Genomic DNA, 20214 nt, shown 5'->3' on the forward strand with positions numbered 1-20214 from the left:
CGCAGTTCACTCTTCGGCCGTTCTGGTCTGCGCGTGCACGAACGACTTCGAAGCGCCGTTGAGCGGAGAGAGCTACGACATGGCCAACGGCTCTGAGAAAGGGGGCATTGCTTCCTCTGCTCCTGCTGTGACCATCCAGCATTCCGTTCCGTTTCACGGGAAACTCACCCATCGCACCCTCCCCTCGGCAGCCGACCCCACCCCTCGCTGTGTCAGATGTGAGCGGTTCGCGGGGGCAGCAGGGTGGGGTCGAATGGAGCAAGAGTGTGTTCCCAGCTCGTTCGGACCCCATGCCCACGGGGCAAGCCGTTCATGTTTCACGGGGAACTTACCGGTGACCTGCAAGAATGTCGGGCCGCACCACAGGTGCCGGGAGGAACGGCGTGCTGCCCGGCCACCGATCCCTCTCCCAGGGGGGAGGGTTTCACGTGTGTCCGAAGAACGTGCCGACACCCGCGGCGACCCCGAGACGCCACGGCCCCACATGACGCCGGACAGGAGCGCCCACCCGGCGGCTGACGTCCAGGTCGCTCACTCGCGAGCGCCACCGCTCCTCTCGACTGGCAGTCATGCGGTACGCGAACCGAGCTCACGGTCGGCGACGGGAGCTCATCGCCGGGTCGGGAGCCGAATCCACAGAGTTGTGCACATCGGTGGACAACGTCGAGCGAGTGACCTCACCCGCGCCGACCCCCGCCCTCGCCGCATGGATCCCACGGGCGCTCTCGGGGACTCCAGCTCTTGCCTCGGTGGTGAACCGTACACATCGGACTTCTGGGGTGTATCGGTACATCACACCCGTCACCCTCTCCCCTCCCGGGGATGCGCGACGGGCCCGCACCCCTGTGGGTGCGGGCCCGTGGCACGAAGAGTCGCTGCAGGTTCTCCGAGACGTGCAGAGCAGTCGGGGAGGGTCAGTCCTCCACGGAGGTCTCGAGCCCCATGGTCTCCACCAGGCGCTCGAGGTCCTCGAGGTTGGTGAACTCCAGGGTGATCTTGCCCTTGCGCTTGCCCACGTCGATACGCACCTGGGTCTCCAGGCGGTTGGAGAGCCGGCTGGTGAGGTCCACGACGTGCGGATCGTAGCTGGAGCGGCGCACGGTGCGTGCGGGGGCCTGCTGCCCACCACGGGCCACCAGACGCTCCACGGCGCGCACGGAGAGCCCCTCCGAGACGATGCGCTGCGCGAGCTCCTCCATGAGCGAGGGATCGTCCAGGGAGAGCAGGGCACGGGCGTGACCGGCGCTCAGGGCGCCGCTCGCGAGCCGGCGCTGGACCAGCGCGGGGAGGCGCAGCAGCCGCAGGGTGTTGGTGATCTGGGGCCGCGAGCGACCGATCCGCTCACCGAGCTCGTCCTGCGTGCAGCCGAAGTCGTCGAGCAGCTGCTGGTAGGCGGCGGCCTCCTCGAGCGGGTTCAGCTGGGACCGATGGAGGTTCTCGAGCAGCGCGTCCCGCAGGAGGTCGTCATCGCTCGTCTCCCGGATGATCGCCGGGATCGAGGGGAGGCCGGCACGGCGCGCGGCGCGCCAGCGGCGCTCGCCCATGACGAGCTCGAAGGATTCGCCGTCCTCGGTGACCGGGATCGGCCGGACGACGACGGGCTGCAGCACGCCGACGTGGCGCACGGAGAAGGCGAGCTCGTCGAGCTCGTCGTCATCGAAGAGCGTCCGGGGGTTCCGCGGGTTCTCCCGGATCTCGTGGATCGGGATCTCGGCGAACTCCGCACCGGGGACGGGGAGCAGGCTGCCGTCATCCGAGGCGGACGCGACGGGCTCCTCGGTCGTCGAGGGCTCCTCCGGAGCGGCGGCCTCCTCGATCTCCTCGGTCCCCGACGCCGCGGCGCGGGCCTGGGCAGGCGTCGACTCGACCGGCTGCACGTCGACCACGGGGCTCGACTCGGCGGGCGAGGAGAGGGCCTCCTCCGCCGCCGGGGCCTCGGTGCTCTCCGCCGTCGACACCTCCGGAGCTGTCTCCTCCTCCGGGGGAGCGGTCACCCGGGTGGTCGGCTCGACCGGGGCCGACGGGGCGCTCTCGGCGGCGGGCGCCGGGGCCGTGCTCGCCGGGGTCTCCGCAGCCGTCGTGGACGCGGAGGGCGTCGAGGACTCATCGACTGACGTGGACCCGGCGGCCTTCGAGGACGACGAGGGCTTCTCGGCGGCGGCCGTCGAGGGAGCGGCCGCCGACGCCGAGGTCTCCTTGGAGGCGGTGCTCGTCGTGGCGGCGGGCTCCGACGGCGTGGACTTCGAGGAGGAGCTCTTCGCAGCAGCCGGCTTCGAGCCGGTGGTCCTCGACGAGGACACCTTCGAAGAGGTGGACTTCGATGCAGAGGACGCCGCGGCGCCCTTCTTCGCCGGGGCGCTCTTCTTCGCGGGGGCGCTCTTCGCCGGCGCGCTCGTGGAGGAGCTGCGGCGGCGGGTGCTCGGCGCCCTCTCCTCCTCCGCGGCGGCGCGGGAGGCGGTGCGCGTGCCCCGGCCGCGGCGCTCGGCGGCGGCCTTGGCCATGTCGCCGGCGAGGTCACGGGGGTTGCTGCGCCCGCGGGAGGCGGCGTCGTCCTCGCCCACACGGTCCCCGCTGAAGAACATGTCCACAGGGCGCTCCGTCGCAGCGCGCTCGCTCGGGGAATCGGTGCGGGGCGTGCGGGTGCGCAGCTCCGGGGTCGGCGCGGCCGCCGGTGCCGATCCCGCGCCGGGGATCAGGGCGCCGAGTCCGCGTCCGAGTCCTCGTTTCTGCGTCATCTCCGTGGTCCTTCCGAGAAGCGAACGTGCATGGGCCGAAGTCGATCCCGGTCCGCAGGGGACGGCCGAACGGCGGACCGGAAGAGGGGTGTCACGGGGCGGGGCGCACGGTGATCTCGTGCGCCGCGGCCCGGTAGGCCAGGGCCCCGCTCGACCCGGGATCGTACGTGAGGACGGTCTGCCCGTAGCTCGGCGCCTCCGAGATCCGCACCGAGCGCGGGATCGTCGTCACGAGGGTCTGCTCGGGGAAGTGCTCCCGCACCTCCGCGGCGACCTGCGCGGCGAGCCGCGTACGGGCGTCGTACATCGTCATGAGGATCGAGGAGACCTGCAGATCCGGGTTCAGGTGCTGCCGGATCAGATCGATGTTGTTCAGCAGCAGCGTGAGCCCCTCGAGGGCGTAGTACTCCGCCTGGATCGGGATGAGCACCTCTCGGGCGGCGACCAGCGCGTTGACCGTCAGCAGGCCCAGCGAGGGCGGGCAGTCCACGAGCACGTAGTCCAGCCGCGGCAGGCCCTCCTCCTCGCGGTGCGCGAGGAAGTCCCGGATGGCGTTCCGCAGGCGGTTCTCCCGCGCCACGAGCGAGACCAGCTCGATCTCCGCACCGGAGAGGTTGATCGTCGCGGGGGCGCACTGCAGGCGCGGCATGTCCGGCACGTCCTGGACGACGTCCGCGATCGGGGCGGAGTCCACGAGCACCTCGTACATGCTCGGCACCTCGGCGTGGTGCGCGATGCCAAGGGCGGTCGAGGCGTTGCCCTGCGGGTCCGCGTCGATCACGAGCACGTGCAGGCCGCCCATCGCCAGCGCCGCCGCCAGGTTCACGGTCGTGGAGGTCTTCCCCACGCCGCCCTTCTGGTTCGCGACGGTGATGATGCGGGTCGTCTCCGGAGCGGAGAAGGCCGCCTTCTCGAGCTCCCGGCGCCGGGCATGGTCCCGCGTCAGCTCCCGCATGAGCGGGGTGTCGTCGAGGGCGCCCCCGGTCGCGGAGGCGTCGCCTGGCCGATCAGCCACGGGGGTCTCCCTTCCTGGTTGCTCGTGCGCGGCGGCGCACGTGGACCACTGTAGTGGGAAGGTCGACCTCCCCTTCCCCGCAGCGGAGCACGGTCCCCTCGTCCCCGCCGAGTCGCCGCAGCACCTTCTGCGCGGCGTCGAGCTCGTCCTGCGCGGAGGAGCCCTTCATGGCGATGAGCGAGCCCCCGTCGGCCACGAGCGGCATCGTCCACTTGGCGAGCTTGTCGAGGGCCGCGACCGCCCGGGCGGTCACGACGGCGAAGTCGCGGTCCCCGTGCAGCTCCTCCGCGCGGGCGCGGACCACCTCGAGGCCCAGGTCCAGCTCGGCGTCGACCTCCTCGAGCCACGTCGTGCGCCGCTGCATCGTCTCGATGAGGGTCACGGGCAGGTCGGGGCGGGCGATCGCGATGACCACGCCGGGCAGCCCTGCCCCGGAGCCGACGTCGGCCAGGGAGGCGGCGTCCTCCGGGATCGCGTCGCTCAGCAGGGCGCAGTTGATGATGTGGCGCTCCCACAGCCGCTCCACCTCGCGCGGGCCGATGAGGCCGCGCTCCACGCCCTGCTCGGCGAGGAGGTCGGTGTAGCGCTGCGCGAGCTCCAGACGGTCGCCGAAGAGGCGCTCCGCCGGGGCGCGCAGGTGCTCGGGAAGCGCCAGCACGACGGGCCTCAGGACGCCGGGTAGATCACGACGTGGCGGTTCTTGCCGTCACCGTCGGACTCGGAGCGCAGCCCCGCGCCCTTCGCGACGTCATGGACCACCTTGCGCTCGAAGGGGTTCATCGGGCGCAGCGGCACCGGCTCCCCGCCCGTGCGCGCCTGCTCCACGGCGTCCTCGGCGAGCTGCTCGAGGTCGCCCTTGTGCTCGGCGCGGAAGCCGCCGATGTCGAGCATGAGGCGCGAGCGGTTGCCGGTGCGGGTCTGCACCGCGAGGCGGGTCAGCTCCTGCAGCGCGTCCAGCAGCTCGCCGCGCGGGCGGTTGAGCTTCGCGAGGCGCTCGGCGCCGGCGATCTCGACCGAGGCCCGGTCGCCGTCCACGTCGATGTCGATGTCACCGTCGAGGTCCGCGATGTCGAGCAGCTCCTCGAGGTAGTCGGCGGCGATGTCGCCCTCCTCCTCGAGACGGCGCATGCGCTCCTCCGCGCTCTCGCGCGGCTCCTCCTCGGTGACGGCGGACTCGGGCTGCTCGACCTCGGCTCCCTCAGCCGAAGGGGCCGCGGGGGCCGCGGCCGCGGAGGTCGGGGCGGCGGCGCTCTCGACGGCAGGGTTCTCGACGTCGGTGCGGTCCTCGCCCGGGGTCGGGTCGACGGTGGTGTCAGTCATGGGGATCTCCGTGGTGCTCGGGATGCGGGGAGGCGGTGCGGTCGACGGCGGGAGCTCCGGTGCTCCCGCCGTCGGAGGTCACTTGCGGCGCTTCTTGCCGCCCTGGTTTTTCTTCGAGAGCGCGGAGCCGGAGGAGGGCTTGTCCTTCTCCTCAGCGGCCTTCGCGGCCTGCGCGGCGCGGCGGTCCGCCTGCGCCTTCTCACGGGCGGCGCGGGCCTGCTCGAGGCGCTCCTGGTCGGAGAGCTTCTTGCCGCCGGCGGCCTTCTTGGGCTGCACGCGGATCGGCGCGGTCTCCTCCTCGACGACCACGGCCGGCTTCTTCGGCGTGAAGTCGAGGGGCTCGAGGCCCTTGCGCTCGCGCTTGGCGTTGATGCGGCGGTGGCGCGAGGCCTCCGCCGGGGAGCCCGGGGTGGGGTAGGTGAGGACCACGATGAGCTGCTGGGCCAGGGTCCACAGGCTCGTCGTGAGCCAGTACATGAGCACACCGATCGGCATACCCGGTCCCGTGATCACGTAGATGAACGGGAGCATGTACATCATCATCTTCTGCGTGCTCGCCATCGGGCCCTCGAGGGCCGACGGCGGCATGTTGCGCATGGTCAGCTCCTTCTGGGTGATGAAGGTCGTCAGACACATGAGCGCGATGATGACGCCGGCGACGATCTTCGACGTGATTCCGCCGTCACCGGTTTTGAGGAAGCTGTCCGCGATGGTCGTGCTGCCCAGCAGGGTCGCGTGGTAGGCGCTCTTCGCGAGGTCCACGGTGAGCGGGCCGAAGGCCGCGCCGCCGGCCGCCTCGGGCAGCTTGTAGAAGAGCACGCGGAACAGGGCGAAGAAGATCGGCATCTGCAGCAGCAGCGGCAGGCACGAGGAGAGCGGGGAGGCCCCGGCCTCCTTGTAGACCGCCTGCATCTCCGTCGCCATCTTCTGGCGGGACTCCGGGTCGGTCTTGCCCTTGTACTTCTTCTGCAGCGCCTGCAGCTGCGGGGAGACCGCCTGCATCGCGCGCGAGGAGCGGATCTGCCGGATGAACAGCGGCGTGATGATGACGCGGACCACGACCGTGAGGCCCACGATGGAGAGCATCCACGTCCAGCCGGAGTTCGGGTCCATGACGAGGCCCAGGAGCGCATGGAACTTCACCATGATCCATGCGACGGCCCACTCGATGGGGTACAGGGGATTCATCGGCCTGGTCTTCCTGCCGCCCGGATGCGCATGTCGTTCATGCGATGTGACGGCTGTGGTCGGGAGTCTCGGACAAGGGTAGGCCCTCGGCGGCAGGGCGCCGCAGACGGCGTGGATTGCTCCACATGCCCGGGGCGGGCACCGGATCGTGCCCCCCTCGGGTGAGGGGGTTGCACCGCAGGATCCGGTACGTGGTCAGCAGGGTCCCCTTGACGGCGCCGTGCACGTGCAGGGCCTCGATGCCGTACGCCGAGCACACCGGGGAGTACCGGCAGGCCGGAGGGGTGTAGGGCGAGATCCCCACCTGGTAGGCGCGCACCGGCAGCATGAGCAGCCGTCGCGGCGCCCGGGCGATCGCGCGCAGGACGCTCATGACGCGCTCGACGCGGCGGCGCGACGCTTCTCGAGCTTGCGGGTCGCGGTCCCGAGCGCCCCCAGGACCTCGTCCTCGAGGTCCGTGAACGGGATCTGCTCGATGCCGGGCAGGGCTCGCAGCACGGTGGTCGACCCGGCCGGGAACTCCGCGAGGTGATGGCGGACGATCTCCCGGAAGCGGCGGGCCACCCGGTGGCGGATCACCGAGTTGCCGACCTTCTTGGACACGACGAATCCCACGCGGGGTGCATCATCGCCCTGCTCGAGCAGGGCGAGATGCACGACCACGTGGGATCGGGCGCTGCGGGCGCCTCCTCGGGTGACGGCGCTGAAGTCGTCGGAGGAGCGCAGGCGGTGCCGGGACCAGGTCGAGCCGGCCACGGGAACCCGCTCGCGGTCGCCGAGCCTCAGGCGGAGAGCTCGGAGCGGCCCTTGGCGCGGCGGGCGTTGACGATGGCGCGGCCGGCGCGGGTGCGCATGCGGGCGCGGAAGCCGTGCTTCTTGGCGCGGCGGCGGTTGTTCGGCTGGAACGTGCGCTTGGACATCGGTTCTCCTCGGTCGTGGGCACTGACGTGCCCCTCACGGTGGCGTGTGGTCCGCTGCACGGACGGATCGGTTCTCCTGCCGGGGAGGCAGGACGTGAGCCGGGGGAAGGACCGACCGGCGGACGATTCACACGGTCCGACGGCGGGTCCGGAGGGGACCGGGGAACCGTCGGGCCGACGCGCAGCGCTGACTGCACGAGTTTAGGGGCGGGTGCACAGGGGGTCAACGGATCCCGGGCGCCGGAGCGCCCGGTGTGGCCCGATTCTCACGTGTCGCTCGTGGTGCACCTCTCCCTCGTGAGGGGCCCCGAGGATCCACAGTTCTCCACAGTCCCGGTCCACAATGGACGGCGAACCTGTGGAAAACTACCCCGACACCCGCCCCGCGATGGAGACAGAGATGAACGACGCGCAGCCCGATGCGATCTGGGATCGCACCCTGGCGACCCTGCGCCAGGACAGCGCCGTCTCCACGCGCGCGTTCGCGATGCTCAGCCTGTCCCGCCTGATGGCCGTCGTGGCGGACACCGCCCTGCTCGCAGCGCCGAACACCTCCGCGAAGGAGCTCTTCGAGAACCGCATCGCGGGCGCCCTGAAGGACGCGCTGCGGGAGGCGACGGGACGCGAGACCCGCTTCGCCGTCACGGTCGACGAGTCGCTCATGCTCGAGGACGACGACGAGCCGGCACGTCCCCCCGCCGCGACCTCGGGTTCCGCCCCGCGGAATGCACAGGATGTGGACAACTCTGTGGACAGCGCTGCGGCGGAGGTCCACCGCGAGGCCCCGTTCCGCGCGAACGGGTCCGTCCGGCCCGACAGGCGCGACGGCGCCCGCGCCGTGCTCCCCGTCACGCCGTCCTCCTCGAGCGCCGCCTCCACGAGCGCCGAGGCCGACGGCGCGATCGCCCCGGCGGACGTCGCCGAGGCCGGTCGCGGCTTCTCCGAGACCTCCCCCTACACGGGCTACTCGGGCGCCTCCGCCCCCTCCCCGATGCCGGCCCCGCGCCGACCCCGTCCGGTGGACCCGGGCGGCTCGACCCTCGGCGAGGACTCGCGGCTCAACGCCAAGTACACCTTCGACACCTTCGTCATCGGCTCCTCGAACCGCTTCGCGCAGGCCGCGGCCTCCGCCGTCGCGGAGACCCCCGCGAAGGCCTACAACCCGCTGTTCATCTATGGCGGCTCGGGGCTGGGCAAGACGCACCTGCTGCACGCGGTCGGCCACTACGCCAAGAGCCTCTACCCGGACGTCGTCGTGCGGTACGTGAACTCCGAGGAGTTCACCAACGACTTCATCAACTCCGTGCAGTCCGGCCAGTTCGGCAAGGCGCAGGAGTTCCAGCGGCGGTACCGGGACATCGACATCCTGCTCATCGACGACATCCAGTTCCTGCAGCGGGCCCCGGAGACGATGGAGGCCTTCTTCCACACGTTCAACTCGCTGCACAACACGGACAAGCAGATCGTCATCACCTCGGACCTCCCTCCCAAGGAGCTCGGGGGCTTCGAGGACCGCATGCGCTCCCGCTTCGAGATGGGGCTCATGACCGACGTGCAGCCGCCCGACCTCGAGACGCGCATCGCGATCCTCCGCAAAAAGGTCGCGCAGGAGAACACGGGCGAGGTCCCGCACGACGTCCTCGAGTACATCGCCTCCCACATCGCGACGAACATCCGCGAGCTCGAGGGGGCGCTGATCCGCGTGCAGGCGCTGCACTCCCTCTCCCGGCAGCCGATGGACGTCACCCTCGCCGCGAGCGTCCTCAAGGACCTGCTCTCCCACGACGACGGCACGCAGATCACGGCCTCGACGATCATCGCGCAGACGGCCACCTACTTCGGGCTCTCCGTCGAGGAGATCGTGGGCACCGGCCGCAGCCGCCGGCTCGTCTCGGCGCGGCAGATCGCGATGTACCTGTGCCGCGAGCTCACGGACATGCCCCTGATCCGGATCGGCGAGGAGTTCGGCGGCCGCGATCACACGACCGTGATGCACGCCAACAAGAAGATCTCGGAGCTCATGAAGGAGCGTCGCGCGATCTTCAACCAGGTCACCGAGCTCACCGCGAAGATCAAGAGCTCGAACTCCGCCTCCCGCTCCTGAGGGATGCCGCGGATCCGGCCGCGGCAGCGCTCCGACCTGCGCGGGGGGCGGGAGATGACAGGTCTCCGAGAGCCCTCGTCGTCCCCAATGTGGACAACTCTGTGGACAGTGTGGATCGACGGATGTTCCCGCAGGAGCCGATGTGCACGGATGAATGACAGGAATCCGTCGACGAGCGGAGGGTGTGCACACTCCGCCCACGTCGGGGATCGAGGTCTCCACAGATCGCCGGGATGACATGTTCCGCGTACGACCTGCACGGATGAGGGTTGTCCACCGGATCCACAGCCGTGAAGAAGAGGTCTGTAGTTCTCTAGCTCGACGGGGATGTGGATGAGGGGGCGCTGCCGGGACGTGTGATCCGGCGGCGGTGATCGCGGGGCGCGGGGAGGGCGGCAAGGACGGAGAAGGCTCGAGGGTGGGCGGTTCGCCGCATCAGCGCGAGCGCGGATGTCAAGGATCCTCGCCGGTGTGTCGTCGGGAGCGCGGAGTTACCGATACGCTGGGCCCCGTTCTGACGATCGACCACTGCGAAGGAGTGGCAACGGTGAAGTTCCACCTCGACCGCGGCGTCCTCGGGGACGCCGTCACCTGGGCCACCCGCACCCTCCCCGTCCGCCCGGCGATGCCGATCCTGCAGGGTGTGCGGATCGTGGCCGATGCCGCCGGCCAGCTGCAGCTCTCGACCTTCGACTACGAGGTCAGCGCGCAGATCTCGCTCGACGCCGAGGTGGAGCAGCCCGGCGAGGTGCTCGTGCAGGGCCGCATGCTCTCCGACATCGTCCGCGCCCTCCCGAACAAGAACGTGAGCATCGCCCTCGAGGGCACGAAGCTGCAGGTCCGCTGCGGATCGGCGCGCTTCGCCCTCGCGACCCTCCCGGTCGAGGAGTACCCGCAGCTGCCGACGATGCCCGACCGCGCCGGATCCGTGCCCGCGGACGTCTTCTCCGAGGCGATCTCGCAGGTCACCGTCGCCGCCTCGAAGGACGACACGCTCCCCCTGCTGACCGGCGTGAAGGTCGAGACCAGCGGCGAGACCATGACGCTCATGGCGACCGACCGCTACCGCCTCGCGCTGCGCGAGCTGACCTGGAACCCGGACACCCCCGGCACCGAGCACACCGCCCTGGTGCGCGGCCGCACCCTCCACGAGGTCGCCCGCTCGCTCTCCACCGGCGGCAGCGTCGAGATCGCCCTCGCGCAGGAGTCCTCCGCGAACCTCATCGGCTTCGAGGCCGGCGGTCGCCGCACCACGTCGACCCTCGTGGACGGCGAGTACCCGCCCGTGCGCCGGCTGTTCCCCGAGACCACCGCGATCACCGCCGTCGTCTCCACCGCCGCCCTGATCGACGCGGTCAAGCGCGTCTCCCTCGTCGCCGAGCGCAACACCCCCGTGCGGCTGTCCTTCACCGAGGGCCAGGTCGCCCTCGAGGCCGGCGCCGGTGACGACGCCCAGGCCAGCGAGGTGCTCGAGGCGCAGCTCGAGGGCGAGGACCTCGTGGTGGGCTTCAACTCCGGCTTCCTGCTCGACGGCCTCGGCGCGCTGGGCAAGGACTTCGCCCGGCTCACCTTCACCGACTCGATCAAGCCCTCCGTCATGTGTGGCCAGGAGTCCCTCGAGGGCACCCCGGACACCTCGTACCGGTACCTGATCATGCCGATGCGGATCTGAGGGAGGGAGACTTCCCTCCGTGCAGCTGACCTCCCTCGAGCTCACCGATTTCCGCTCGTACCCCCGTCTCGACCTGCCCGTCCGCCCCGGCATCACCGTGCTCGTGGGCCGGAACGGCCAGGGCAAGACCAATGTCGTCGAGGCGCTGTGGTACCTCGCGACGCTCTCGAGCCACCGCGTCCCCCACGACGCGGCCCTCGTGCACCGCGGTTCCTCGACCGCGATCGTCCGCGCCTCGTTCGTGCGCGCGGGGCGACCGCTCCAGGTGGACCTCGAGATCACGCCGGGCCGCGCGAACCGCGCCCGACTGCAGGGGCAGAACGTCCCGCGCCTGCGTGACCTCCTGGGCGAGGTGCGCGCCGTGCTCTTCGCCCCCGAGGACCTGGGCCTGGTCAAGGGCGATCCCGAGGGCCGGCGACGTTTCCTCGACGAGCTGCTCTTCGTCATCGCCCCCCGCTACGCTTCGGTCAAGGCGGACTACGACCGGGTGCTCAAGCAGCGCTCGAACCTGCTCAAGCAGATGCGCTCGATGCGCCGCGGCGGCAGCGGTCGCAGCGTGGGAGGGCTGGACCCGGCCGAGTCCGCGGCGAGCACGCTCGAGGTGTGGGACCAGCAGCTCGCCCGCCACGGCGCGGAGCTGCTGCGCGCGCGCCTGCACCTCGTGAACCGGCTCCGCCCGCACCTCGGCTACTCCTACCTGCGGGTCGCGACCGACGAGGGCGCCGACTCCGCGCTCGACCTCCCGCCCGCCCAGCGCGGCGAGGTGAGCTCCCCGGCCGATGTCGCCTATCGCTCCGCCGTGCTCGACGAGCTGGGCGCGGCCCCTGGCGAGCTGCCCGCGACCGCGCAGATCCATGACGCGCTGCTGGCCCTGATCGCCGCCCGGCACGACGAGGAGATCGACCGCGGCGTCACCCTGACCGGACCGCACCGCGACGACCTCGAGATCCGTCTCCACGACTTCCCCGCAAAGGGCTATGCGAGCCACGGCGAGTCCTGGTCGCTCGCGCTCGCCCTGCGTCTGGCCAGCTACGACCTGCTGCGCCTGGAGGAGGGGGACCTCGGGGACGGCGAGCCGATCCTCGTGCTCGACGACGTCTTCAGCGAGCTCGACGTGCACCGTCGGGAGCGTCTGGGCCGCATCGTCACGGGCGCCTCGCAGGTGCTCATCACGACCGCGAACGACAGCGACATCCCCACCTCCCTCGAGGGGTCGATCCAGCTCGTGGACGTGACCCTCGGGCATGCGGTCCCGCGGGGTGACGGCGCGGCGCGGGGCACCGCGTCATGAGCGGGCGGCCGCCCGCCCACGGACCGCGGCGACCGCGGCTCGCGAACCCCTACGACCTCTCGACCTGGTCCGGGACCCCTGCCGCGGCACCGGATCCCGAGCCGGAACCGGCGCCCGAGCCCGTCGCGGCCCCCGCACGGACCACAGGTGACCGCCGCTCCTCGTCGCGGGGCACGCGTGGCTCCGCACCGAGCGCGCACCGCGACCCGGAGCCGTGGGAGGAGGCACGGGAGGACGCCGAGCCGTCCCCCGTCGCCGAGGAGGAGGTGGACCCGCCGCCGCTGCCGCGAGCGGACGATCCCTTCGAGCTCGCCCGCCGCGCCGTGAACCGCTCGCGCGCCGCCGCGCGCGACCGCGGTCTCTTCCCGATCTCCGCGAAGACCCAGGCGCGGGACGCGCGCGACCGCTCGGGACGCTCGCCCGGCTACTCGGGCGCGCGCCCCGATCCGCGCGACCCCCAGGGCATCGAGTCGGTGCTGCGCAAGGTGCTCGGGAACCTGGGCTGGAACGCGGGGATGAGCACGGGACGCGTGCTCGAGGAGTGGGACGAGATCGTGGGCGAGCGCGTCGCGACCCACTGCCGGCCCGTCTCCTTCGAGGAGGGCGTGCTCGTGGTGAGCGCGAGCTCCTCCGCGTGGGCGGCGCAGATGCGCATGCTCACCCCGCAGCTGATCACCTCGATCGAGGAGCACGTGGGTGCGCACGTGGTCTCCGAGCTGCGCGTGACCGGCCCCGCCGCGGCGGAGCGCAGCTGGAAGAAGGGGCGGCGCACCGTCCAGTGGAGGGGCCCGCGGGACACCTACGGCTGAGCGCCGTCCGCGGGAGGGACCGTCCCCGCAGGCGCCCCGCTGCCGCGTCAGGACCCCGGGAGGGGTACGGGGCCTCATCCTCACCCCTGCGAAACGGTCCCAGCGGCCGTCACGGACCGCCTGAGGGGATCTGGGCGTTGCGTCGTCCACAGTTCCGGGGTGTTCCTGCGGCTATGGGCCCTTTCTGTCCGGTAGACTGGGAGAGGTCCGGCCGACGGTCGCCGGCGACGCCCGGGAGCCGGGTGCGCGCCTGCCGCCGCCCCGAGCCTCCGGCCCTCGCGAGGGGACCGGATGCAACCGGCATCCCGCCACCGCGGCCCGCGGTGCTCGCGCGCGTGCGCGCGCGTCGCCATCGTGGGCCGTCGTCGTGCGGAGATGCCGATCGTCGGTCACGCCGGACCGCCCGCCCCCGGAGCTCCACCCGCCGGGGGTCCCAGATCGCGAGGAGCAGCAACAGGTGAGCGAGAGCGACCGCAGCACGGCCGAGCAGGCAGCCGGCCCCGAGGGCACTGTCCCCGGAGCCCCCGCAGGAGGCGCACCCGCCTCCGGCACCCCGGGACCGGAGGCGACGCTCTCCGCAGGTGAGGTCGCGGCGCACGCGCCCACCCACTACGACGCCTCGGACATCACCGTGCTCGAGGGCCTCGAGGCGGTGCGCAAGCGCCCCGGCATGTACATCGGCTCCACCGGTGAGCGCGGCCTGCACCACATGGTGCAGGAGATCGTCGACAACTCCGTGGACGAGGCCATGGCGGGCCACGGCGACTCGATCGAGGTCACGCTGCTCGAGGACGGCGGCGTCCGCGTCGTCGACCACGCCCGCGGCATCCCCGTCGCCATGCACCCCACCGAGGGCAAGCCGGCCGTCGAGCTCGTGCTCACCGTCCTCCACGCGGGCGGCAAGTTCGGCGGCGGCGGCTACGCCGTCTCCGGCGGCCTGCACGGCGTGGGCTCCTCCGTCGTCAACGCCCTCTCGACCCGGATGGCGGTGGAGATCCGCCGCGACGGCCACGTCTGGCGCCAGTCCTACGCGCGCGGCGTGCCCGAGGTCCCGCTCGAGAAGGGCGAGGAGACCGAGGAGACCGGCACCACGATCACCTTCTGGGCGGACGGCGAGATCTTCGACGAGACCGTCTACGACTTCGAGACCCTCCGCAAGCGCTTCCAGCAGATGGCCTTCCTCAACAAGGGGCTGCGGATCTCGCTCACCGACGAGCGCACCCCCGAGGCCGAGGAGGACCCGGACCTCGTCGACGTCGAGATCGACGGCCCCGACGCCGCCGAGGCGAAGGACAAGGGCCCGCGCACCGTCTCCTACCGCTACGAGCGGGGGCTGCAGGACTACGTCGAGTTCATCAACTCCGCCAAGCGCGCCGAGGTCATCCACCCCGAGGTCGTCTCCTTCGAGTCCGAGGACACCGAGGCGCAGATCAGCGTCGAGGTCGCGATGCAGTGGACCACCGCCTTCTCGGAGTCGGTGCACACCTACGCCAACACGATCAACACCCACGAGGGAGGCACCCACGAGGAGGGCTTCCGCAGCGCGCTGACCTCCATCGTCAACCGCTACGCGAAGGCGCAGGGCATCCTCAAGGACAAGGACCCGAACCTCACCGGCGAGGACATCCGCGAGGGCCTCACGGCCGTCGTCTCCGTCAAGCTCGGCGAGCCCCAGTTCGAGGGCCAGACCAAGACCAAGCTCGGCAACACCGTGGCCCGCACCTTCATGGTCAAGGTGATGACGGACCAGCTGCAGGACTGGTTCGAGTCCCACCCGGCCGAGGCCAAGGCCATCGTCATCAAGTCCCAGGCCTCCGCCGCCGCCCGCGAGGCGGCCCGCAAGGCGCGCGACGCGACCCGTCGGAAGTCCCCGCTCGAGACCGGCGGCATGCCGGGCAAGCTGCGCGACTGCTCCTCCCGCAATCCCGGGGAGTGCGAGATCTTCATCGTCGAGGGCGACTCGGCCGGCGGCTCCGCCGTCTCCGGGCGCGACCCGCGCACCCAGGCGATCCTCCCGATCCGCGGCAAGATCCTCAACGTCGAGAAGGCGCGGCTGGACCGCGCCCTGGACAACCAGGAGGTCCGCTCCCTGATCACGGCCTTCGGCACGGGGATCGGCGAGGACTTCGACGCCACCAAGCTCCGCTACCACAAGATCATCCTCATGGCGGATGCCGACGTCGACGGCCAGCACATCTGCACCCTGCTGCTGACCCTGCTCTTCCGCTATATGCGCCCGCTCATCGAGCTCGGCCACGTGTTCATCGCGATGCCGCCGCTGTACCGCCTGAAGTGGTCCAACGCCCCGCACGAGTACGTGTTCAGCGACGAGGAGCGCAACGCGAACCTCGAGGCGGGCCGCGCGGCCGGCAAGCGGATCCCCAAGGACAACGGCATCCAGCGCTACAAGGGCCTCGGCGAGATGGACTGGAAGGAGCTGCAGACCACCACCATGGACCGCGACTCCCGCACCCTCAAGCAGGTCACCGTGGACGAGGCGGCCGACGCCGACACCATCTTCTCCGTGCTCATGGGCGACGACGTCGATGCGCGCCGTCGCTTCATCCAGGAGAACGCGAAGGACGTCCGCTTCCTCGACATCTGATCCCGGACCCCGGCGCAGCGCCCCGCGCGCCCGCGGTCCCTCCCCTGACCGGCCACCGCTGAAAGGCCTTCCATGAGCGACACCCCTGACACGCCTCAGGACCCCACGACCCCCGATGAGCCCGTCGTCCCCGAGGACGGCGCGGCCGACGCCGCCATGAGCGGGGTCGGCGACTCCGCCCTGCCGGGCGCCCCCGCCGGCCCCACCCCCGAGGGCGCGACGGAGGTCTCCGCCGCGGAGGCCGAGGCCCGCACCGTCACCCTCGTCGACCCGCTCGACGAGGGCGAGGGCGACCGCGTCACGCAGGTCGACCTCAACCAGGAGATGCAGAGGTCCTACCTCGACTACGCGATGAGCGTGATCGTGGGGCGTGCGCTCCCGGACGTCCGCGACGGCATGAAGCCCGTGCACCGCCGCATCGTCTACGCGATGTACGACGGCGGCTACCGCCCCGACCGCTCCTTCTCGAAGTGCGCGAAGGTCGTCGGCGAGGTCATGGGCAACTACCACCCCCACGGCGACTCGGCGATCTACGACGCCATGGTGCGCCTCGTGCAGCCGTGGTCGATGCGGTACCCGCTGATCCTGGGCCAGGGCAACTTCGGCTCGGCCGGCGACGACGGCGCGGCCGCCCCCCGGTACACCGAGTGCAAGATGGCGCCGCTCGCCCTCGAGCTCGTCCGCGACATCGACCAGGACACGGTCGACATGCAGGACAACTACGACGGCACCGTCGACGAGCCGATGATCCTCCCGGCCCGCTTCCCGAACCTGCTGGTCAACGGCTCCGCCGGCATCGCCGTCGGCATGGCGACGAACATCCCGCCGCACAACCTGCGCGAGGTCGCCGAGGCCGTGCAGTGGCTGCTGACGAACCCGGAGGCGACGAAGCCGGAGCTGCTCGAGGCGTGCCTGCGCTTCATCAAGGGCCCCGACTTCCCCACGGGCGCGACGATCGTGGGCACGAAGGGCATCGAGGAGGCGTACCGCACCGGCCGCGGCTCGATCACCCAGCGCGCCGTCGTCTCCACCGAGGAGATCAACGGGCGCATGTCGCTCGTCGTCACGGAGCTGCCCTACCAGGTCAACCCCGACACCCTCGCCCGCAAGATCGCCGAGCTCGTGAAGCTGGGCCGCCTGCAGGGCATCGCGGACATCACCGACGAGACCTCGGGCCGCACCGGCCAGCGCCTCGTGCTGACCCTCAAGCGGGACGCCGTCGCGAAGGTGGTGCTGAACAACCTCTACAAGCACACCCAGCTGCAGGAGAACTTCTCCGCGAACATGCTGGCCCTCGCGGGCGGCGTGCCGCGCACGCTCTCGATCGACTCCTTCGTCCGCGAGTGGACAAAGCACCAGATCGAGGTCATCGTGCGGCGCACCCGGTACCGCCTGCGCAAGGCCGAGGAGCAGATCCACATCTACCGCGGCTACCTCAAGGCGCTCGACGCGCTCGACGAGGTCATCGCGCTGATCCGCCGCTCCCCGGACGCCGACGAGGCGCGCACGGGCCTCATGGGCCTGCTCGAGATCGACGAGATCCAGGCCAACGCCATCCTCGCCATGCAGCTGCGCCGCCTGGCCGCCCTGGAGCGCCAGAAGATCATCGAGGAGCACGACCGCCTGCAGGCCCTCATCGAGGAGTACAAGGAGATCCTCGCCTCCCCCGAGCGGCAGCGGCAGATCGTCTCCGAGGAGCTCGGCGAGATCGTCGACAAGTACGGCGACGACCGCCGCACGCGCATCCTGCCCTTCGACGGCGACATGTCGATGGAGGACCTCATCCCCGAGGAGGACGTGGTCGTCACGATCACGCGGGGCGGCTACGTCAAGCGCACCCGCACCGACCAGTACCGCGCCCAGAAGCGCGGCGGCAAGGGCGTGCGCGGCGCGTCCCTGCGCACGGACGACGTGGTCGAGCACTTCTTCACCACGACCACCCACCAGTGGATCCTGTTCTTCACCAACCAGGGGCGCGTCTACCGTGCCAAGGGCTACGAGCTCCCCGAGGCGCCGCGTGACGCCAAGGGCCAGCACGTCGCGAACCTCATGGCCTTCCAGCCGGACGAGAACATCGCCTCCGTGCTCGCGATCGACGGCTACGAGGACGCCGAGTACCTGGTCCTCGCGACCCGCTCGGGCCTGGTGAAGAAGACCGCCATGCCGGCCTACGACTCCAACCGCACCGGCGGCATCATCGCGATCAACCTGCGCGACGTCGACGGCCCCGACGGTCCGGAGCCGGACCGCGTGATCGCCGCCCGGGCCGTGAACGGCGACGACCAGCTGCTGCTGGTCTCCCGCAACGGCCAGAGCGTGCGCATGCCCGCATCCGATGACGTGCTCCGTCCGATGGGCCGCTCCACCAGCGGCGTCACCGGCATGAAGTTCCGTGAGGACGACGAGCTGCTGGCCATGGACGTGGTCCGCCCCGGCACCTTCGTGGTCACCGTGACAGACGGCGGCTTCGCCAAGCGCACCGATGTCGACGAGTACCGCGTGCAGGGCCGCGGCGGCCTGGGCATCCGGGTCGCGAAGCTGCCCGACGACCGCGGTCACCTCGTGGGCGCGGCCGTGGTCCAGGAGTCCGACGAGCTGCTCGTCGTCATGGCCAAGGGTCGCGTGGTCCGTTCGAAGGTGGCGGAGGTCCCCGCGAAGGGCCGCACCACCATGGGAGTCACGTTCGCCAAGCCCGACAAGGCCGACACCATCCTGCTGGTCACCACGAGCGCCGAGTCCGAGGTGGACGAGGACGAGGTCGACCCCGCGGAGCGGCCCGATCTCGAGCCGGCCGCGGGTGGCGATGCTGTGAAGGCTCCGTCCGAGGGCGACGCCGGTGAGGAGCCGGGGACCGCTGACGGGCTAGGCTCTGACCAGTCCGACCCGGCCGACGCCGGGACCGACGCCGACATCACCGAGGAGTGATCCGTGACCTCGAGCACCTCCAAGGGGACCTCGCCCGACGAGACCTCGTCGCTTCCCGCCTTCCAGGAGAAGGGGAAGGCCGCCCGCACGGGCAGCGCGCCCTCGCCCTCCGAGGCCGGCCTGGGCAGCGGCAGGGGGTCCGCCGGCAAGGGCGCCTCCCGTAGTCCCGTAAAGAAGCCCGCCGGGGACGCCGAGCGCCGCGGCCCGCGCCGTGTGCGGCTGACCCTCGCCCGGATCGACCCGTTCTCGGTGATGAAGCTGTCCTTCCTCGTCGCGCTCGCGATCGGCCTGGCGACCGTGGTGGCCGTGGTGCTGCTGTGGAACCTCGTCGACGCGATCGGCCTGTGGGCGCAGATCGACCAGCTGGGCAAGGACCTCAACGGCGGTGACGCGCTGCCGTTCATGGACTTCTTCAGCTTCTCGAAGTTCGTCTCCTACGGGACCGTGGTGGCCGTGGTGAACGTCGTGATCATCACGGCGCTCGGCACGCTGCTGGCGTTCCTGTACAACCTCGTCGCCGCCCTGCTGGGCGGGCTGAAGTTCACCTTCACCGACGACTGATCCGGGCCCCGGCGCGGAGAGCAGCGGGCGCGCACCCCCCGGGGGTGCGCGCCCGCTGTCGTCGTCCCCGGGCTGCCGGGGCTGCGCGGTCGGGAGGCGGGTGCTCAGTCCTGCTGGAGCTCGGTGACCGCGGCGACCTGCGCATCCAGGAACGCGAGCGCGGCCTCGGCGTTCACCGTCGCGGCCGTGCCGTGCGCCCCCGCGCCCACGGAGATCCGGCGCTCCGGGTCCCCCACGAGGGAGGCGTCCGCGACGACCGGCCAGGCCGTCGTCGACCCGAAGGGCGTGATGGTGCCGCGCTCGTAGCCGGTCACGTCCTTCGCGACCTCCTTGTCCGGCATGGACAGGCGGTTCACCCCGAGCAGCGATCGCAGCAGCGGCCAGGAGATCTCCCGGTCCCCGGGGACCAGCACGAACAGGAAGTCGCCCTCCCCGCGGCGCACCACGAGCGACTTCACGATGTCCCGCGGCTGAACGCCGCGAGCGGCCGCCGCCTCCGCGAGGGAACCCACCCGCCCGTGGCGGGTGATCTCGAAGTCGAGGCCCGAGGCCTCCAGGGCGTCGATCGCGCGCTGCTCGTTCATGCCGCCAGCCTAGGCGCGCGCCCGCCCGAGCGGCTCAGTGCCGCCGCCGCACCATCCACGCCTCGGGGTCCTCGAGCGCCTCGAAGCCGGTACGGACATAGAGCGGCGCCCCCTCCGGCGAGGCCTTGAGCAGCACCCGCTTCACACCCAAGGGCTCGAGGTCCGCGAGGATCCCGTCCACGAGGGCGGCGCCGAGGCCCCGGGATCGATGGGCGGGGTCGACGACGACGTCGGCGAGCCAGGCGAAGGTCACGCCGTCGGTGACGATGCGCGCGTAACCGACCTGCTGCCCCGTGGCCCGCTCGAGCAGGCCGTAGTTGCGGGACGCCGCGACGATCGCCTCCTGCTGCTCGCGGCTCCGACCGGCCGCCCAGTACGCGTGGTCCAGCAGCAGCCGGTGCACGCGCGCGACGTCGATGCGGTCGCGCTCCGTCGTGAGCACGTAGGCGGGATCCAGGGCGGCGGGGGAGGTCATGGCACCAGTC

17 protein-coding genes are annotated in these 20214 nt (G+C 71.3%); 7 read left to right on the plus strand and 10 right to left on the minus strand.

The window, feature by feature from the left end; all coding sequences use genetic code 11:
• Positions 1-914: 914 nt before the first annotated feature.
• From ACYVAP_RS04920 to rpmH, 8 genes are all read right to left on the minus strand, one after another.
• The gene (locus ACYVAP_RS04920; protein WP_498859798.1) at positions 915-2735 is read right to left on the minus strand and encodes a ParB/RepB/Spo0J family partition protein; all 1821 of its coding nucleotides are present in this window, start codon (positions 2733-2735) and stop codon (positions 915-917) included.
• Between the two features lie 91 nt (positions 2736-2826).
• Positions 2827-3690: a ParA family protein gene (locus tag ACYVAP_RS04925; RefSeq protein WP_259362528.1), complete on the minus strand. Its 864-nt coding sequence runs from the start codon at positions 3688-3690 to the stop codon at positions 2827-2829.
• 52 nt (positions 3691-3742) lie between these two features.
• Positions 3743-4408, minus strand: coding sequence for a 16S rRNA (guanine(527)-N(7))-methyltransferase RsmG (gene rsmG / locus ACYVAP_RS04930; protein WP_498859799.1), 666 nt, complete (start codon positions 4406-4408; stop codon positions 3743-3745).
• Positions 4409-4416: 8 nt separating this feature from the next.
• Positions 4417-5070, minus strand: coding sequence for a Jag family protein (locus ACYVAP_RS04935; protein WP_498859800.1), 654 nt, complete (start codon positions 5068-5070; stop codon positions 4417-4419).
• A gap of 78 nt (positions 5071-5148) precedes the next feature.
• The gene (gene yidC / locus ACYVAP_RS04940; RefSeq protein WP_498859801.1) at positions 5149-6258 is read right to left on the minus strand and encodes a membrane protein insertase YidC; all 1110 of its coding nucleotides are present in this window, start codon (positions 6256-6258) and stop codon (positions 5149-5151) included.
• A 37-nt stretch (positions 6259-6295) separates the two neighbouring features.
• Entirely contained in the window at positions 6296-6631 is a 336-nt protein-coding gene (gene yidD, locus ACYVAP_RS04945) for a membrane protein insertion efficiency factor YidD (RefSeq protein ID WP_498859802.1), read from the minus strand.
• Positions 6628-7014: a ribonuclease P protein component gene (rnpA, locus tag ACYVAP_RS04950; protein ID WP_498859803.1), complete on the minus strand. Its 387-nt coding sequence runs from the start codon at positions 7012-7014 to the stop codon at positions 6628-6630. Before rnpA ends, yidD begins: the two co-directional genes overlap by 4 nt.
• Positions 7015-7040: 26 nt before the next feature.
• Positions 7041-7178: a 50S ribosomal protein L34 gene (gene rpmH, locus ACYVAP_RS04955; protein WP_137769387.1), complete on the minus strand. Its 138-nt coding sequence runs from the start codon at positions 7176-7178 to the stop codon at positions 7041-7043.
• 400 nt (positions 7179-7578) lie between these two features.
• Here rpmH and dnaA point away from each other — a divergent pair, with 400 nt between their 5' ends.
• The 7 genes from dnaA to ACYVAP_RS04990 all read left to right on the plus strand — a co-directional run bounded on the left by dnaA (position 7579) and on the right by ACYVAP_RS04990 (position 19145).
• Positions 7579-9282 carry a chromosomal replication initiator protein DnaA gene (dnaA, locus tag ACYVAP_RS04960; protein ID WP_498859804.1) on the plus strand — a complete coding sequence of 568 codons (1704 nt, stop codon included), beginning with the start codon at positions 7579-7581 and terminating at the stop codon, positions 9280-9282.
• A gap of 547 nt (positions 9283-9829) precedes the next feature.
• Positions 9830-10954, plus strand: coding sequence for a DNA polymerase III subunit beta (gene dnaN, locus ACYVAP_RS04965; RefSeq protein WP_498859805.1), 1125 nt, complete (start codon positions 9830-9832; stop codon positions 10952-10954).
• Positions 10955-10973: 19 nt separating this feature from the next.
• The gene (recF, locus tag ACYVAP_RS04970) at positions 10974-12245 is read left to right on the plus strand and encodes a DNA replication/repair protein RecF (protein WP_264450781.1); all 1272 of its coding nucleotides are present in this window, start codon (positions 10974-10976) and stop codon (positions 12243-12245) included.
• Positions 12242-13054 carry a DciA family protein gene (locus ACYVAP_RS04975; RefSeq protein ID WP_498859806.1) on the plus strand — a complete coding sequence of 271 codons (813 nt, stop codon included), beginning with the start codon at positions 12242-12244 and terminating at the stop codon, positions 13052-13054. Before recF ends, ACYVAP_RS04975 begins: the two co-directional genes overlap by 4 nt.
• A 457-nt stretch (positions 13055-13511) precedes the next feature.
• Positions 13512-15659 carry a DNA topoisomerase subunit B gene (gene gyrB, locus ACYVAP_RS04980; protein WP_498859807.1) on the plus strand — a complete coding sequence of 716 codons (2148 nt, stop codon included), beginning with the start codon at positions 13512-13514 and terminating at the stop codon, positions 15657-15659.
• Positions 15660-15731: 72 nt separating this feature from the next.
• A complete protein-coding gene (gyrA, locus tag ACYVAP_RS04985; RefSeq protein ID WP_498859808.1) occupies positions 15732-18584 on the plus strand; it encodes a DNA gyrase subunit A in 2853 nt (950 codons plus the stop codon).
• A 3-nt stretch (positions 18585-18587) separates the two neighbouring features.
• On the plus strand, positions 18588-19145 hold the full coding sequence (locus ACYVAP_RS04990) for a DUF3566 domain-containing protein (RefSeq protein WP_103385031.1): 558 nt from the start codon (positions 18588-18590) through the stop codon (positions 19143-19145).
• 104 nt (positions 19146-19249) lie between these two features.
• Here ACYVAP_RS04990 and ACYVAP_RS04995 read toward each other — a convergent pair whose 3' ends face one another.
• Positions 19250-19729, minus strand: a complete 480-nt coding sequence (locus ACYVAP_RS04995; protein ID WP_498859809.1) for an aminoacyl-tRNA deacylase — start codon at positions 19727-19729, stop codon at positions 19250-19252.
• Positions 19730-19763: 34 nt separating this feature from the next.
• Positions 19764-20204, minus strand: a complete 441-nt coding sequence (locus tag ACYVAP_RS05000; RefSeq protein WP_498859810.1) for a GNAT family N-acetyltransferase — start codon at positions 20202-20204, stop codon at positions 19764-19766.
• Between the last annotated feature and the right edge of the window lie 10 nt (positions 20205-20214).

The organism is Brachybacterium horti (assembly GCF_054777615.1).

Bases quoted from the DNA above. Each gene is read 5' to 3' on its own strand.
- ACYVAP_RS04920 (WP_498859798.1), bottom strand. From the start codon at position 2,735: ATGACGCAGAAACGAGGACTCGGACGCGGACTCGGCGCCCTGATCCCC.
- ACYVAP_RS04925 (WP_259362528.1), bottom strand. From the start codon at position 3,690: ATGCGGGAGCTGACGCGGGACCATGCCCGGCGCCGGGAGCTCGAGAAG.
- ACYVAP_RS04935 (WP_498859800.1), bottom strand. From the start codon at position 5,070: ATGACTGACACCACCGTCGACCCGACCCCGGGCGAGGACCGCACCGAC.
- yidC (WP_498859801.1), bottom strand. From the start codon at position 6,258: ATGAATCCCCTGTACCCCATCGAGTGGGCCGTCGCATGGATCATGGTG.
- yidD (WP_498859802.1), bottom strand. From the start codon at position 6,631: ATGAGCGTCCTGCGCGCGATCGCCCGGGCGCCGCGACGGCTGCTCATG.
- rpmH (WP_137769387.1), bottom strand. From the start codon at position 7,178: ATGTCCAAGCGCACGTTCCAGCCGAACAACCGCCGCCGCGCCAAGAAG.
- dnaA (WP_498859804.1), top strand. From the start codon at position 7,579: ATGAACGACGCGCAGCCCGATGCGATCTGGGATCGCACCCTGGCGACC.
- ACYVAP_RS04975 (WP_498859806.1), top strand. From the start codon at position 12,242: ATGAGCGGGCGGCCGCCCGCCCACGGACCGCGGCGACCGCGGCTCGCG.
- gyrA (WP_498859808.1), top strand. From the start codon at position 15,732: ATGAGCGACACCCCTGACACGCCTCAGGACCCCACGACCCCCGATGAG.
- ACYVAP_RS04995 (WP_498859809.1), bottom strand. From the start codon at position 19,729: ATGAACGAGCAGCGCGCGATCGACGCCCTGGAGGCCTCGGGCCTCGAC.
- ACYVAP_RS05000 (WP_498859810.1), bottom strand. From the start codon at position 20,204: ATGACCTCCCCCGCCGCCCTGGATCCCGCCTACGTGCTCACGACGGAG.